Below are 15,643 nucleotides of genomic sequence, written 5' to 3' on the forward strand. Positions count from 1 at the left end.
TATGTATTAAAATCTTGATTCATTAACTCCCCAGCATTTTTGTGACTGCATTCACGACCCTTTCCATCTCAAATGGTTTAACAATAAAGTCTTTTGCACCTGCCTGAAATGCTTTTATAATCGCTTCCTGCTGCCCCAAAGCAGAACACATCAAAATGTTGGCTTGAGGATCAAGCTCTACAATCTTTTTAACAGCCTCAAGTCCGTCCATCTTAGGCATATTAATATCCATGGTGATTAAATCGGGACGAAAGTGTGCGTATTTCAAAACAGCATCATACCCATTTTCTGCTTCCGCGATAACAGCGTGACCTAAATCCAAAAGAATATCCTTAAGCACAGAACGCATAAATAAAGAGTCATCCACTACTATAACTGTTGCCAAATTAACCTCTCCAATCCGTTGTCAAATGATATTGCACGCCCAAACTTCAATATCGGTGAATAAACTAGTAATATTAATAGAAAGAATCTGTAAAAATAAAAACGCTACCAATGAATTATAAAAGAAATTTGAAACTAGCTACTACAGCATTAGTTTTCAAAAAAACGTTTCACAATGACGTAAATAATTTATGTAGTGTGAAGATTACAAAGTACTATATATCTACTGTATCTAGAGCACTAGCCAAAAAAGTACAATCTTCTTAGACAGACATAAAAAAAGACGCTGGTATCGTTCCCCAACGTCATTTTTTTGTACTATTCGTTTAAGGTCTGTTTATTCATTCAAGGCTTTTTTCAAAGCCTCCAGATTGTTTTTCATTACACCAAGGTAATCCAGATTCTTCTGTTTGTCTTCATCTGTCAACCCTTCAAGCGGATTAAGCACATCCGTTTTCGAACCAATTTCAGTAGCTACGGTCTCAGCGACCTTCGGATCAACAAGAGTTTCGAAGAAAATTGTTTTAACATTATTTTCTTTGGCAAATTTGATAATACCCGCCAGCTTGTCCGGTGTAGGTTCTTGCTCTGGAGATAAACCGGCAATGGGTACTTGGGTTAGACCGTATTGCTTAGCCAAATAGCTAAAAGCAGCATGCTGCGTAATAAAGTCTTTACGTTTTACATCTTTCAGACCCGTTTTGAACTCGGTATCCAGTTCTTTCAGCTTAGCGATATAAGCATCGGCGTTTTTCTCATAATCAGCTTTGTTTGCCGGATCGGCTTTTACAAGCCCTGCTTCTATAGCTTCTACTTCTTTTTGAGCTAAGACTGGATCAAGCCATACATGAGGGTCCAGCACATGATCGTGATCATGGCCTTCCTCTGCGTGTGCTTCTTCTCCTTCTTCCTCCTCAGCAGTCCCTTCCATCAGGTTCAACCCTTTGCTTGCTTCCACTACTACACGCTTGTCATTGGACGCGCTGCTCAAAGCCTGTTCTGCCCAACCTTCGACAATACCGTTATACACAAACACGTCAGCATCCTTAACCTGTGCCATATCTTTGGCGCTCGGTTCCCAGTCATGCGGTTCAGCACCAGCAGGAATCAACGCGGTTACGTTAGCATGGTCTCCAGCAACTTGCTTCGTGAATTCATACATTGGATAAAAAGTGGTGACTACATTCAGCTTCTTACCACTGTCTGCTGTTTGTGCAGCATTCGGCTCGGTTTGGGAAGCATTTGTAGCTGCATTATCAGATTTGGCTCCGCAGCCAGACAAAATAAGTGCTAGTCCCGCAGACAATACAAATGATTTTTTGAACCATGTATTCATATTCATTACTCCTTTATGCGTTAGATTTTTTAGTTAATTCTCACTGTAATTACACTCACTGGCCTGTCGCATTCTTCCGCCGTGAAGCCTGTTGCTTGCCCAGCTTACGGACCAACTTTTGAATACCAGCTCCTACAATCAGGAATAATAACAGCACCATGGCAATCGTCCCCCCTGGGGGTGTACTGAGTTCATATGATGCCGTTAAACCCATAAATACGCCGATCAACGCAGTGACCATAGATATCCAGATGGCTGCCGCGAAGCTCGGTGCAATTCGAATCGCCAGCGCCGCAGGGAGTACGATGAGTGAGGAGACAAGCAGTACACCGACAATCGGCATTGCAGCAGCTACAATCATCCCTGTTAAAATACTAAATGCAAACGAGATGGACTTGACAGGAAGACCATTGGTCTTCGCCGTTTCTTCATCAAAGGTAATCTGATACAAAGGACGCCGGAATACAAAAAAGAAAATACCTCCGATCACAGCCACTACAATCATCAACATCAGCTCTGTCTGATTGACCGCTACGACCGAACCAAACAAATAAGCGGAAAATCCTTTGTTAATGCTCTGATTCAGATTCATTAAAATAACAGCCGTCGAGAGGCCACCTACCATTATAATAGCCACAGAAATCTCACTATACGTTTTATAAGACCTGCGAACGTATTCAACGATAATCGCGCCGATTACGGCAACAATAAATCCGGTTATCGTCGGGTTAATGCCTAAATAGGCACCCGCTGCCACCCCTGCCAGCGATACATGCGATAGCATGTCCGCCATGAGAGCCTGACGCCGCAGCATCAGGTATACTCCAAGCACCGAGGCCAGCAGTGCAATTACCCCACCGGCACAAAATGCCCGCTGCATGAAGTCGTAGTGCAGCATTTCCATCCGCCATCTTCCTTCCTTTCAAGCTCAATAATTCGATCCAGATAATGTTGTACTTCCGATAGTCCATGGGTCACCATGACCACAGTTCTTCCATATTCCTTAACCTGCTGATTCATCAGATCGTAGAAATGATGGCGGCTTTCTTGATCCATGCCGGTCGTGGGCTCATCCAAAATGAGCAAATCCGATTCCTGAGCGAGCGCTCTCGCCACACAAATGCGTTGCTTCTGTCCACCGGACAATTCGCCGATTTTACGGTGACGCAAATCCCACATGCCTACCTGACGCAACGCCTGCTCAGTCAGATCATGATCCTCAGACCGCATACGGCGTAACCAAGAGCCATGAGTATATCTTCCTGAACGGACAAATTCCAAAATCGTACTTGGAAATCCGCCATTGAAAGCAGCAATTTGTTGGGATACAAAGCCGACAACAAGCTTTTTGCCTTCACCTGTACGGCTAGACATAAACACCTTGCCCTTCCAAGGCTGAAGCAAGCCGAGTAATAGTTTGAGCATGGTTGATTTGGAAGCACCATTCGGTCCGGTAATAGCCACAAATTCTCCCGAAAAAATTTCAACATTGGCATCCACCAAGTTAGGAACATCTCCGTAGCCAAATGTGACCTGTTCCAATGAGGCCAATAACATGACGCAGATCTCCTTTTCCTTTAAAAAGCCTGGAGCCATCTGAGCGATCATCATTTGCGCAGATTCTCCAGGTCGTTTATGATCATTAAACCATCTACCGTAATTATTACGATTTGGTAATAAAAAAATAAGCGTTTGATAAACGTAACCTTTACGCATTAGCAAGTTTAACAGTTTAGGCAAGGTTCGTCAATGTTTTGGCAACTCTTTTGTTTGTTTACTTCATTTTGTCCGGGTACAAGCCTTCAGCCAAGGTTTTCAGTGCAATCGGTGCACGTACACCTTCAGCTGCCGCGGATAATGGCAGGACTATAAACCGTTTGTTTTTGATCGCTTCCACACCAGCCAGCGCAGGCTTGCTCAGGAGCAGCTTCTCTTTATCAGCCAGTGAAGTATCACCATAGTCGAGAATGACGATCACATCAGGGTTACGGTTCACAACCTCTTCCCAGCTTACTTCGGTGAAACTTTTGTCAATATCATCAAAAATATTTTTCGCCTTCACACTTTCAATCAAGGACGTTAGATAATTGTTGGCAGCCGTAAAGGGCTTGTCTTCTCCGCTGTCATAAACAAACACCTTGGGTGCCTGCTCAACAGTACCAATTTGAGTCTGAATAGACTTCACTTGTTCACGAATGTCATTTACCAGCTTTTCTGCACGCTCCTCAACCCTGAAAATACGCCCAATATTTAGTATATCCTGATATACATCTTCTAATATGGGACCCGGCTTGTTTGAGGACTCCTGTACATAGGTCAGCACCCCTTGTTTGGCTAGCTCCTCACGGGAACCCAGATTTTTATCATTAAAGGCACTCTTCCAGCCTGCATAGGCAAAATCCGGTGCAGCGGCCATAAACACCTCTTTGGACGGATATTGTTCGGCCAGTACCGGGATTTTATCATATTGAGCCTTATATTTCGGTAAAATCTGATCATCCAAATACGCAGTTCCTACCATAGAGGATTCCAGTCCAAGAGCCAGCATAACCTCAGTCGCGTGCTGGTTCAGTGTAACCGCGCGTTTGGGCGCCTCGGGAAATGCCATTTTAACGCCCATGTTCTCAAGCTCTACCGACGTCTTATTGGTTGCCGATTGCGATGCGGCAGGTTGCTGCCCATTTGCCGATGGATCGCTTGTTTGAGCCGTGTTTCCTGCTGCGCAGGCTGATAACAACAGCATCATCGCCAAAGCGATCATAACCAGCGGTAACGCGGGCTTGCTATATTTTTTCATATGTATCGTCTCCTCTTTTATTTGTAGTTTATCTTACCTCATCATATCACCTTTTCTGTTAGCGTCATGGATAGCCTCCTCTCCTGAGAGAATCCGGTAAAAAGGTAATATTCGGCTTCCCGGTTTTTGGATGAATACAGATTTCTGTCTCCACCCCGAATACACTCCACAGCAGGTCTGGCTGAAGCACATCCTCCGTTATGCCGGAGGCTACCACTTTGCCTTCTTTTAATACATACATTCGATCACAATAAAATGCCGCCAAATTCAAATCATGTAGTGCAGCTAGCGTAGTTATCCGAAGTGTTTTGACCAAATCCAGAATTTGCAGCTGATACCGGATGTCCAGATGATTTGTTGGCTCATCCAAAACAAGAAATTTCGCCTGCCCGGCCAAAGCTCTGGCGATCAATACCCGTTGCTTTTCGCCGCCAGACAAGGTGGCAAAGCCCTGATCCGCCTGAGCATTCATGCCTACCCGCTCCAGCGCCTGCTCGACCAATTCATGATCGGCGACAGTATCTGCTTCCAGCAGTTTCTTATGCGGATGGCGACCCATCAGGACGATGTCCCGTACTGAAAAATCAAACGTTTGCGGCGCATCCTGACTCACCACTGCCATTTGTCGGGCCGTTTCTTTATACTTCATCCGCAGCATATCTTGGCCATCCAACGTAACCAAACCACTGTCAGGCTTTAGCACGCGATACATATTTTTGAGCAACGTCGATTTCCCGCTGCCATTCGGACCGATCAATCCGACCAGTTCCCCTGCTTTTACCTGGAGACAGATGCCGTCGATCAGCCGTTTGTCGTGAATACTGAAGGTCACGCATTCGACTTCTATATTCATTTTTCGCCTCCAAACGAGTAGGAACTACGACGCAGCAGCCACACAAAAAAGGGTCCTCCGCACACAGCCGTCACAATACCAATCGGCAGCTCCTGTGGAGCCAGCACGAGCCGGGCACATACATCAGCCCACACGACAAAAATAGCTCCCGCCAACAGACTGACGGGCAGTACACGCCGATGATCTGATCCCACTATCAGCCTAACGATGTGCGGAATCATAAGCCCGACAAAGCCAATCGAGCCACTCACTGATACGACTGCCCCGGTTAAAAGAGACGCCACAACAACCAGTAATACGCGGAACGTCTGTACGTTCACACCTAGCGTTACCGCGGTTTCTTCACCCGTTAGCAAAGCATTCAGCGAACGGTATCGGGTCAGGAGGACTACCGTTCCAACGGCTACAATGAGGCTTGGAATGAAAAGCGTGTCCCATTGAGCACCTGCCAGACTTCCCATCATCCAATACATCGCGTCACGAATGCCTCTTTCATTCGGGGCCATCGTAACGATAAAGCTAGTCACAGCCGACAGCATCATGGACACGGCCACTCCTGCCAGCAATAAGCGGGTCGTCGATATGCTCCCAGCCACACGGGCTAACGCGAACACCATAAGCATTGCAGCTAACGAGCCTATAAAAGCAGATAAAGGCAGCGCAAGTCGTCCTAAAAATCCGAAAGCTCCGAACACAATCACCAACGTGGCTGTCACCGAAGCTCCAGACGAGACTCCTAAAATATAGGGGTCCGCTAACGAATTACGAATTAATGCCTGTATAGTCGCCCCTGTAACAGCAAGTCCTGCTCCTACGACAACACCTAGCAGCACGCGTGGAAAGCGGATTTCCCAAACGATATATTGCTCAGGCTTGGTCCATGTCACGGGTATCCACTGGTCCAGCCAGGGAAGATGAGACAGTGCAATTCGCCATATCGTCCCCGGTGCGACAGCTACAGGACCGAGCATGACTGCGAATGTGACCGAAAGCAACAACCCAGCAGTCAGCAGCAGAATTGTTGTAAATCCCCAAGTAGGCTTGCCAGCTAGGTGTGCACGAGGATTATGTTGTGATGGATTAGATCTTGATGGATTAAGGTTGCCCGTTCTCGAAGTCATGAACTACTACTCAATGGCTTTTCGGCCGCTTCCAACTTTCTCAATTGTTCCTCGATCTCGGAAGCAGAGAAATTCTCACCCATGACAACCGCTACATCGTTCACTGGCTTTTGCGGGCGGATCGGAATGATTTCCAGCTCCCGATAGGCAAACTGAAACATCATCTGACCCTCTGATTCCAGAAACCGCACAATTCCTTTGGCCCGGTATATTTCAGCTGGCAAACTGCGGAACAACTGTTCAAACTCGGAGCGTGGCACAGGTTGTCCAAAGAAATGCGTGTGAACCACTACGTGGTCGTAGGAATGATAATGCTCCCCATGTTCGTCGTCATGGGCGTGATCATGGTGATCATGAGACTGATGGTCAACGTCCATACGCTCCTCTCCTTGAGTGGAGAAAAAAATATCCGCGTCCACGTCACTTCGTTGCGTGCTCACAGTCAGAGCATATGGATTTAACTCTTTTACGAGGGCATGTACTTTCTGCAACTCGCCCGCAGCCAATAAATCGGTCTTGTTAATAATCAGTTTGGAAGCGCACCGAAGCTGATCCTGCATCAAACGAAGCGACTTGCTTCTCTGGTTCCCCGAGGCAAAGTCCAGAAATTGACGCGCGTCTATGACCGTGATAACGGATTGTAAAATCATAGAGGAATAGATGGAGGCGTCTGTCACTGCATCTACAATTTCCATCGGGTTAGCTACTCCAGTACATTCTACAATAATCACGTCCGGCTTATATTCTTCAGCAAGATTCATGAGCTCGACGCCCAAATCCCCGCGAATAGTACAGCATATACAACCACTGAGCATTTCCTTCATGGGTGCTTGGCCATTCACCAAACTGCCGTCCAGATTAACATCACCCAACTCATTCATCAAAATGGCTGGCTTGAGGCCCTTCTCCTTGTAGTAAGCCAGCGCATGCTGAAGAAGAGTGGTTTTACCGCTACCCAAAAAACCGGATAAAACAACTATCGGTATCATATGACCCCTCCTTGTCTTTACAACATTTAATATGGATCGTACCGTAAAAGTTTCCTTCTTGCAATCATTTATCGGATTTTAATCGTAATAATTACTAATAACAAATATATATGACCACTCTTTGAATTGTCAATATAGGAGGTGAGACAAGCACAATCCAGCGGGCATGATTGTCCCCCTACAGACATAGGATGTAGATAAGAACCCTTATTCCCAAGGAGACGTGGAATGAAAAACAGTACGCTGTTGAAGATGCTGCCTTTTATGATTCCGTTTGCCTTTCTCATCCCTGTGCTTGTCACGCTATCTCCCCAGTGGCTTCGTTTGTTAGATATGGGCCAGCTGCAACCGTTAAAAACGGTATTTATGGGTATTTTTCTGGAAGCTGTTCCGTTTCTCCTTATCGGTGTACTCGTCTCATCCCTTTTGCAGTGGCTTGTACCGGAGACATGGATTCGCAAAATAGCGCCTGCGCATCCTGTACCGGGTGTCCTGCTGGCCTCCTTACTAGGTATGCTGTTTCCCATCTGTGAATGCGGCATGATCCCTGTCGTTCGCCAATTAATGCTCAAGGGAATGCCTGCCTATATGGGTATCACTTTTATTTTAAGCGGGCCCATTATCAATCCCGTGGTACTGGCTGCGACGATGATGGCTTTCCCTTCCCATCCCGAGGTCACTGCCGTTCGAATGGGTTTGGCTTTTGCCGTCTCCACGATCATCGGGCTGATCGTGTATGCCTTTGTGCGGGTGCATCCGCTCAAACGGTCGTTGCTCTCTTTTAACCAGCAAAAGCAGAACAATCAGACTCATCGGCATAGTCGCACATGGCGGGGCTTTTTTGTACATGCTGGTGACGAGTTTTTGGACATGAGTAAATATCTCACTATCGGCGCATTATTAACAGCCTGCATTCAAACCTTCATCCCACGTGACGAGATGCTTTCGTTAAGCAACGGAACGGTCGGATCGTACGCCTTTATGATGGGTTTTGCCTACATACTGTCGCTATGTTCCACCTCCGATGCCTTTGTAGCCACTGCTTTTTCACACACCTTTACACTAGGTCCGCTGGCAGCCTTTCTTGTACTCGGTCCGATGTTAGACTTCAAAGGCACGCTCATGCTGCTCAGCACCTTCCGCACTAAATTTGTCGCCATCCTGGGCTTGCTCATTGTTTCACTCGTCCTTGTGGGTTCTATAGCTGCAGAATGGTTATTGGGGAGGTGAATACAACCGTGAATTCAACCTTTAGCATCCGCTGGCAATATGGTATGCGCTCCTTGCTCCTAATCGGATTGGCTGTGTACATTATCTCATTAAACCGTACGAATGCACTTCATTACTATCTAGCTCCCCATATGCAAAAGCTGCTCCTACTCTGTCCTGTACCACTCTTGTTCATCGCATTGGCGATGGCATGGCACGGAATCATCGGAGAGCGGGACGGTGAGGATGTATGTGATTGTGAGCATCCGTTGCCGCAAAGCTGGTTCAAAAAAACACTCGTATATGGAATGCTGCTCATCCCGCTCCTGTTCGGTTCTCTGCTGCCCAATCAGGCACTTGGTAGTGATATGGCCGCCAAAAAAGGCATGTCCTTCACGTATCCCAACCCGGATATCCGACGAAAAACAGATATACAGACCACGAAAGCATCCACCTCCTCCCTTTTATCAACTGCATCTTTTGTCCCAACTTCGCCCCCTCCAGAGGGAAAATGGAGTCAGGAAACGCTGGATAAGCTGTTCGTTCCGCCTGACAAGTACAATGTAGAATTCGCCGAGCTGGCGAAACGCCTGTATCAGCAACCTATCATACAGATCAAGCCGGAGATTTTCTCCGAAACTATTGGCGCCATTGAGTTATATAAACAAGCTTTTGAAGGAAAAAAAGTACAGGTGACTGGCTTTGTCTATAAAGACGACAACCTGCCGGGTAAAGGCCTATTTGCAGTAGGAAGATTCCTCGTCATGTGCTGTACTGCCGATGCCATGCCATTCGGGATCATCGTCCAATCCCAGAAGGCCCCGTCCTTTGACAAGGATACCTGGGTGACCATTGAAGGAACACTGCATGCCACACAAAAGGGCAACGTTCCGGTACTTGAAATTCGATCCGAAAAAATAACCGCTGTCGAGCAGCCAGAATCCCCTTATGTCTATACCCAAGCAGACTCGGTAGCTACCTTTGATCGCTTGAACACAGCACATTAAACCCACCAAGGAGGGAAAATGATGAACAAAGTTCCTGTTATTTTAATCAGTGGTTTTCTTGGAAGCGGCAAAACAACACTGCTTTTACGCCTGTTAGCCCATACTCGCCAAATTCCCCTTCGTGCTGCTGTTTTAATGAACGAAATGGGTGAATATGATGTAGACAGCGCTATAATTTCAGAGGAAATGCCTGACGTAACAGTAGAAGGATTGCTAGAAGGCTGCATTTGTTGCAGCAAAAGAAATGAGCTGGCAGGGGCTCTGCATACCCTGCTCAGTCAGAAGCCAGACCTGATCTTCATGGAAACCACCGGGGTAGCCAACCCCGAACAAGTACTGGAGGAGCTTCGCTCCCCTCTACTGGCAGATCGGCTTTATCTGGTTCACAGCATCAGTGTTGTGGATGCTGAGCTGTTCCATGAATACAATAGCCGCTTTACGGCTGATAAAGAACTGGTTCGCACCCTGCACGGACAACTGCGCACCGCAGACTTTATTGTGGTGAACAAGACGGATGCAGCAAGTAGCCGTGAAGTGACGAAGGTCGTCAAGAGCATCCGCAAGCTCAACGATACGGCCAAGCTGCAAACTACTGAATATAGCCGGATTGACCTTGAACCACTACTAGAGCCTGTTCTGGCATCCGCATCCGTTGCCGCGAAACCCATACAGACACTTCAACCTGCACCTGCACAAGTCCAGTCCACCGATGCAGGTGTACCGTCCGTTTCCATTCCCGTCAAAAGTATCGGAAGCACCAGTAGTGTCTCCAGAAGTACGGCTTTCAAAGTTATTGCGGCACACAGTCATAACCACGATCCTAAGCAGCCTCATTCGTTCTCCCGTCTGGAGAGCTTAACGCTGCATCAATATTCTCCTCAGCCACTCGAAAAACAACGATTGGAAAACTTTTTGACCGGGTTAGGTTCCTCGTTGCTTCGTGCGAAAGGTTACTGCGTGCTTCCTCAGGAAGGTACAATGCTTTTGCAATTTTCAGGAAATCACTTGGAGTGGCAGCCTACTGCACTTCCTGTGAGCCAGGGATATGTCACACTCATTGGAGAACAGCTTGACAAAGCCTCCATTACCGATCAATGGGAACAGTGCTTCGTGTCGCTGTAATCGACATATTCGGCTCGTAATGATGAAAGTTTCCTTTGGTATGGTATGTACCTTATAGGATCCCATGTTGAAAGATTGGGAATAAAAAAAGCTGTCGAGAATGTCTCGACAGCTTGAGTACGACTATGCAGAGTTATACATTTATTGCTTGGCGACGTCTCCTACTCTCCCAGGACCCTTCGGCCCAAGTACCATCGGCGCTGGAGGGCTTCCCGTTAATTCAACAAAATGTTATGGAGTATGATGACTAAAATATTGAAGCGTTCCGGTTGGATAAGAGTTCCACTCTCCTGGAAGATTATAAGAGGAGGAACCGGACTTAATCCCCGATTTTCGGATAATAGTGCCATTATTCGGCATAAATTGCGTTTTTCCGTTAGGATCACCTAAGACGTCGATCGTTACACCGTTCTTTTTCAGGACATAACCTGTCGTTACATTGGTATTCGTTTCTAGTAACATCAATTCATCATTATAGTATGTCGCAGGAACAATGTCGAAAAAGTCATAAAAGATGGAATCGATATATATATAAGGCATGCCTTTCCAAAACGAATTAATAGGCTGGCTCCACACCTTGGGAGTATTTGTAGCTAAATTGTATTGATGAATCTCAAGTGAGTATCCTGCATTTTCTATAGGTTTAGAAGTATCTCCTACCGGATTGTAAAACAGCTCAATAGCAGTCCGGGTTTTATCTAAGGATAGATACTGGGAAAAATATAGATCCTCCGGTCCTTGAGGATTTGAGGTCACTTGGAATATAGCGGCAGATCCGTTCGCCCCGATTACCCAGAAGTATTGAAAAATATCCCCGTTCCATGTCCAAACCGTCCCATTAAGAGGGATTGGCCCAGTAAAGGTGGAATCTGCCGTACCCGAATAGATTTTAAATGAAGTTTCACCCGGGAACACTGTTGACATGTCATAAGTAATCGGATCTTTGACCCCTTGCTTGGTTCGGATTTGAACAATTCCATTCGTCGCCAGAGGAGCATTCGTTACCTGAAAATTATAGGTGGCTGTTCCGCCATGCCCGTCATTCGCAGTAATCGTTACCTTGGTACTTCCTGCCTGATCACCTGGAGTAAGAGTCAACGTTGATCCGTTAACCTCTGCATTTACCATACCGGTTGATTCAACAGTAGAAGTAAACGTCAAGGCATCCCCGTCAGCATCACTGAACAATTGAGATAGGTCGTAGCTTCTTGCATTCGTAACTCCTGCAGTCAACACTTGTTCATAAATGGTCGCATCTACTTGAGGCGGCTGATTAGAAGATGGGTTAGACGAACCGGATGATTGGACACTGACCTGGAAGGTGGTTGAAGTTTCCCCTCCGCGGCCATCCATAGCCTTGATTTCTATGATTGTCGTCCCTGCACTTAGTGCCTGAATTTCCAATTGAGCTCCAGTGATTTCCGCCGAAGCAACGGACGGATCAGAAGAGGTTGCCTTAAAGGTCAACGTATCCCCATCAGGATCAGTAAAAACGGAACCTAAATCGAGTGAGTAGACCGCACCACCTACAGTAAGCGACTGGTCGGCAGGTTTAGTTTCTACTGGATACTGATTCTGTGGAGTTCCAGCCGTGACGGTGGTTTTGAAAGTTTCGATCACTTCCCCTCCCCAGCTATCTGTTGCTTTGATCGATACCGATGTGCTACCGATCGTTAACGGTGTAAGAGTAAGCATATCCCCATAAACGGCAGCCGTCACAACAGTCGGGTCAGAAATGCTATGAACATCGTAAGTTAAAACATCGCTATCAGGATTGGAAAAGAAATCATTTAAGGACAATTGAATATCGCCTGTATTTATTTCTTTCATCTGATCCGGAATCCCTGTGGAAGTCGGGGATTCATTGACGGTAACATCAAAATCAGTAGTGACCTCGCCCCCGCGGCCATCATTTGCTTTAAGCTGAATCGTTGCTGTTCCTGAGGAAACTGCATGGACCGTGGCTATGTATCCGTTAACGGATACAACAGCAACTGACGAATCCGAAGATTCTGCCAAAACGTCCACAGGGTCGCCATCGGGATCGTGGAATACCGAAGATAAATCCAGGATATAATCCACATCGCCTAGATTCAGTGTCTGATTACCCGGCTTCTGGTCTATAACCGGATTTTGGTTAGATACAGCCGTTACTTCCATTTGAAACGACTGGCTTGTGCTACCTCCATGGCCATCAGATGCCTTAACAGAAACTGATGTACTGCCAATTTTTAACGGTGTAATGGTAAGTGTGTCCCCATTTAGCACTGCAGTCGCAACCGAAGAATCGGAAATATCAATGCTGTATGACAACGAATCCTTCTCATGGTCGGTAAAGAAGTCGTTTAAAGATAATTGAATGTCGTCTGAATTGATTTGTTTCGTCTGATCCGGAATTCGCAAGGATACCGGAGGTTCATTAACGGTAATATCAAAATCGGTCTTAACCTCGCCTCCAAGGCCATTTGTCGCTTTTAGCTGGATGTTTGCTGTTCCTGAGGAAACCGCATGAACTGTGGCCTGGTTTCCATTAACGGAGACCGTCGCAATGGATAGATCCGAGGATTCTGCCGAGATGGTTAGCGGATTGCTGTCCGAATCAAGGAACACCGGAGATAAATCCAGGATGTAGTCCGCATCGCCCACAGTGAGCGTTTGGTTGCCCGGCTTCTGATTTACAACCGGATTTTGATTAGGTACTGCAGTTACCACCAATTGAAACGACTGGCTTGCGCTGCCTCCCCGACCATCGGATGCCTTGACGGTAACTTGGACATGTCCTACAGCTGCCGGAGTTAATACCAATTGATCACCCGTCAGGGTAAAGGTAGCAATGGAAGGATCATCGATCGCAACCTCATAGGTCATAGGATCATTTTCAGAATCCGTAAAAAACGATCCTAAAGATAAGGTTACATCGCCGCTCCCCAACTGTTCGTTTTGATCGGGGATACTCAATGAAACAGGAGATTCATTGACACGGACCTTGAAATTCGTTCCCGCTTTTTTCCCGGCCTGGTCATCTGCGGCGATCGTAATGGTCGCAGTCCCTTTGCCAACAGCCTTGATAAACAGGTTCGTTCCCTCTACTCGGACTGTACTGATTTTTGTACTAGACGACACTGCCGTATATTTGAGCTCGGACTGCTCCTCGTCCGTAAAATGACCAAGTAAGTCAATCTGAAGTTCAGAATCGCCCACCGTTACGGCTTGATCGTCATATTTGGTCACTAACTTCGGTGCTGTATTGGTCACAACCGTAGAACGCGAGCTACCAGAAGAAGTTGTAGTGACTCCAGTGACTCCTGATACCGTCGAAGAAGACACACCTACTGCAAATGAAGTATTCGTGACTTGGCTGGAGGAGCTTACACTAATATTTGCTGCAGAGTTATTTACTTGTAAATTTGAAATAGTTCCAGCTACCTCCAGACTGACCGGAGAGGAACTGTTCACAGCCAATGTATTAATGGAGGCCTGGCCTGTCAGAGCTACGGGCTGGTCACTGTTGACCGACAATTGCTTAATAATCCCCTGCAACTCTACTTGCTTGGCACCGGTAAGAACATTCAACTGCTGTATCGTTGAGGATGAATCATTTTCAATCGTTGCATTGGAAATCAACGACATTTGATCCACCGTCGAATTTCCTTGAATGACTACGTGGACATCCTGTTTGGATACCTCGACATCCTGCAGCTCAGATGTGTTAAACAATACGGTGTTCTGGTCACCGCCCTGAATATATGTTTTTCCTTGTACCGTAAATTTAGAGGCATAGAAATCATGTTCAAGGCTTGACGTAACTGTAAAACTATTTTTGACATTCAAATTCATAACCGAAATGTAATCACCGTCAATAGTTAAATCTCCGTCAATCGAGGAGTTATGACCATCTAATACAAGATTGCCGCTGAATTCGGAAGCTTGCCCTATCGGAGCTTGCCCGCTCGCATGGATGACCAGTTTAGTGATCGATTCAATGGTCCGCTGTGATGCTACAAATTGAATATCTGCTCCTTTGAGAATCTCTTGGTTAGAGGTTTGCAGGATTCCTTTAACTGAATCCGAGAGTTTATATTCAATCCCGTTAATCCAGGCCTTTCCATCCTCTACTTTTTGGAGTTGGACTACATGGTCCTTAGGGAAAAAGGTAGACATCATATACTGGGCTATATCTTGGCGCTGAACGGACGATTTAGGTTTGAAACCGGACTGATCCGTCTTCATGGAGCCCGACTGTAAAGCCGTATTAACGTAAGGCCGTGCCCACGGACTGACCCGATTCCAATCAGTAAGTTTAGCAGACTCCGTGGCGTCAGCTGTAATAGGAAGCCCGGCTGCCCGCATAAGCAGAACCGCAGCCTCCTCTCTGGTAACTGCCGCTTTGGGCCTGAATTTGGAGCCGTCGTCTCCATTCATGAGTCCTGCACGATGTACAGCCTCAATATAGGGACTCGACCAACTTTTCGGTTCTACATCCGAGAAACTGCTGCTTGCTGCTTTAGAAATAGAGAGTTGCAGAGCTTGAGTTAATAGAACCGCCATTTCTTGACGGGTCAACAACTCCGTTGGCCGATAGGATCCAGATGGGTCGCCATGCAGAAGCCCGGCTTCAATGGCTCGCAGGATGTTTGTCTTTTGCTCTGAAGCAATATTATTGATGTCTTTAAAAGGCAGACTGGCCAGAGCTGCTCCGTTTGATGCACCGCTGGCAGCAGATGCAATCGTCTGCAAAGCCGTTGGAGCAACAAGTGCAGCCAAAGCTAATGTAATCAGCCATTTATTAGGTTTAGAACTCATGATGTTCCCTCTATTCTTTGTA

Annotated in this window: 12 protein-coding genes; 3 read left to right on the forward strand and 9 right to left on the reverse strand. The window is 46.5% G+C overall.

Translation table 11 applies throughout. The annotated features are described in order from the left end of the window. Positions 1–22 precede the first annotated feature (22 nt). From ACL9RM_RS21825 to ACL9RM_RS21860, 8 genes are all read right to left on the reverse strand, one after another. The gene (locus ACL9RM_RS21825; RefSeq protein ID WP_023988407.1) at positions 23–385 is read right to left on the reverse strand and encodes a response regulator; all 363 of its coding nucleotides are present in this window, start codon (positions 383–385) and stop codon (positions 23–25) included. A 336-nt stretch (positions 386–721) separates the two neighbouring features. Then, positions 722–1,720 (reverse strand): metal ABC transporter substrate-binding protein, encoded by a 999-nt coding sequence (locus ACL9RM_RS21830; protein ID WP_250268196.1) that lies wholly within the window; start codon positions 1,718–1,720, stop codon positions 722–724. A 55-nt stretch (positions 1,721–1,775) separates the two neighbouring features. Beyond that, positions 1,776–2,624 carry a metal ABC transporter permease gene (locus ACL9RM_RS21835; RefSeq protein WP_023988405.1) on the reverse strand — a complete coding sequence of 283 codons (849 nt, stop codon included), beginning with the start codon at positions 2,622–2,624 and terminating at the stop codon, positions 1,776–1,778. After that, positions 2,570–3,277, reverse strand: a complete 708-nt coding sequence (locus ACL9RM_RS21840; RefSeq protein ID WP_250268195.1) for a metal ABC transporter ATP-binding protein — start codon at positions 3,275–3,277, stop codon at positions 2,570–2,572. Before ACL9RM_RS21840 ends, ACL9RM_RS21835 begins: the two co-directional genes overlap by 55 nt. A gap of 217 nt (positions 3,278–3,494) precedes the next feature. Beyond that, a complete protein-coding gene (locus tag ACL9RM_RS21845) occupies positions 3,495–4,517 on the reverse strand; it encodes an ABC transporter substrate-binding protein (RefSeq protein ID WP_250261499.1) in 1,023 nt (340 codons plus the stop codon). Positions 4,518–4,581: 64 nt separating this feature from the next. Next, the gene (locus tag ACL9RM_RS21850; RefSeq protein ID WP_250261500.1) at positions 4,582–5,370 is read right to left on the reverse strand and encodes an ABC transporter ATP-binding protein; all 789 of its coding nucleotides are present in this window, start codon (positions 5,368–5,370) and stop codon (positions 4,582–4,584) included. Beyond that, positions 5,367–6,491: a FecCD family ABC transporter permease gene (locus tag ACL9RM_RS21855; protein ID WP_250261501.1), complete on the reverse strand. Its 1,125-nt coding sequence runs from the start codon at positions 6,489–6,491 to the stop codon at positions 5,367–5,369. The genes ACL9RM_RS21850 and ACL9RM_RS21855 overlap by 4 nt, the downstream gene beginning before the upstream one ends. Then, positions 6,488–7,480, reverse strand: a complete 993-nt coding sequence (locus tag ACL9RM_RS21860) for a CobW family GTP-binding protein (protein ID WP_250268194.1) — start codon at positions 7,478–7,480, stop codon at positions 6,488–6,490. Before ACL9RM_RS21860 ends, ACL9RM_RS21855 begins: the two co-directional genes overlap by 4 nt. Positions 7,481–7,708: 228 nt before the next feature. On the opposite strand from ACL9RM_RS21860, the gene ACL9RM_RS21865 reads away from it, so the two are divergent. From ACL9RM_RS21865 to ACL9RM_RS21875, 3 genes are read left to right on the forward strand one after another with little or no spacing between them, the layout of a single operon-like run. Next, positions 7,709–8,710, forward strand: coding sequence for a permease (locus ACL9RM_RS21865; RefSeq protein ID WP_250261503.1), 1,002 nt, complete (start codon positions 7,709–7,711; stop codon positions 8,708–8,710). 8 nt (positions 8,711–8,718) lie between these two features. After that, positions 8,719–9,696 carry a TIGR03943 family putative permease subunit gene (locus ACL9RM_RS21870; protein ID WP_250261504.1) on the forward strand — a complete coding sequence of 326 codons (978 nt, stop codon included), beginning with the start codon at positions 8,719–8,721 and terminating at the stop codon, positions 9,694–9,696. 18 nt (positions 9,697–9,714) lie between these two features. Further along, positions 9,715–10,818 (forward strand): CobW family GTP-binding protein, encoded by a 1,104-nt coding sequence (locus ACL9RM_RS21875; RefSeq protein WP_250261505.1) that lies wholly within the window; start codon positions 9,715–9,717, stop codon positions 10,816–10,818. Positions 10,819–11,049: 231 nt separating this feature from the next. On the opposite strand, the gene ACL9RM_RS21880 is transcribed toward ACL9RM_RS21875, so the two are convergent. Next, entirely contained in the window at positions 11,050–15,621 is a 4,572-nt protein-coding gene (locus tag ACL9RM_RS21880; RefSeq protein WP_250268193.1) for an S-layer homology domain-containing protein, read from the reverse strand. Positions 15,622–15,643 lie beyond the last annotated feature (22 nt).

The organism is Paenibacillus sp. S29, from assembly GCF_049319765.1.
In the GTDB taxonomy this organism is placed as follows: Bacteria; Bacillota; Bacilli; order Paenibacillales; family Paenibacillaceae; genus Paenibacillus; species Paenibacillus polymyxa_B.

Coding starts and splice junctions, on each gene's coding strand:
- ACL9RM_RS21830 (WP_250268196.1), bottom strand. CDS start 1,720: ATGAATACATGGTTCAAAAAATCATTTGTATTGTCTGCGGGACTAGCA.
- ACL9RM_RS21835 (WP_023988405.1), bottom strand. CDS start 2,624: ATGGAAATGCTGCACTACGACTTCATGCAGCGGGCATTTTGTGCCGGT.
- ACL9RM_RS21840 (WP_250268195.1), bottom strand. CDS start 3,277: ATGTTATTGGCCTCATTGGAACAGGTCACATTTGGCTACGGAGATGTT.
- ACL9RM_RS21845 (WP_250261499.1), bottom strand. CDS start 4,517: ATGAAAAAATATAGCAAGCCCGCGTTACCGCTGGTTATGATCGCTTTG.
- ACL9RM_RS21850 (WP_250261500.1), bottom strand. CDS start 5,370: ATGAATATAGAAGTCGAATGCGTGACCTTCAGTATTCACGACAAACGG.
- ACL9RM_RS21855 (WP_250261501.1), bottom strand. CDS start 6,491: ATGACTTCGAGAACGGGCAACCTTAATCCATCAAGATCTAATCCATCA.
- ACL9RM_RS21860 (WP_250268194.1), bottom strand. CDS start 7,480: ATGATACCGATAGTTGTTTTATCCGGTTTTTTGGGTAGCGGTAAAACC.
- ACL9RM_RS21865 (WP_250261503.1), top strand. CDS start 7,709: ATGAAAAACAGTACGCTGTTGAAGATGCTGCCTTTTATGATTCCGTTT.
- ACL9RM_RS21875 (WP_250261505.1), top strand. CDS start 9,715: ATGATGAACAAAGTTCCTGTTATTTTAATCAGTGGTTTTCTTGGAAGC.
- ACL9RM_RS21880 (WP_250268193.1), bottom strand. CDS start 15,621: ATGAGTTCTAAACCTAATAAATGGCTGATTACATTAGCTTTGGCTGCA.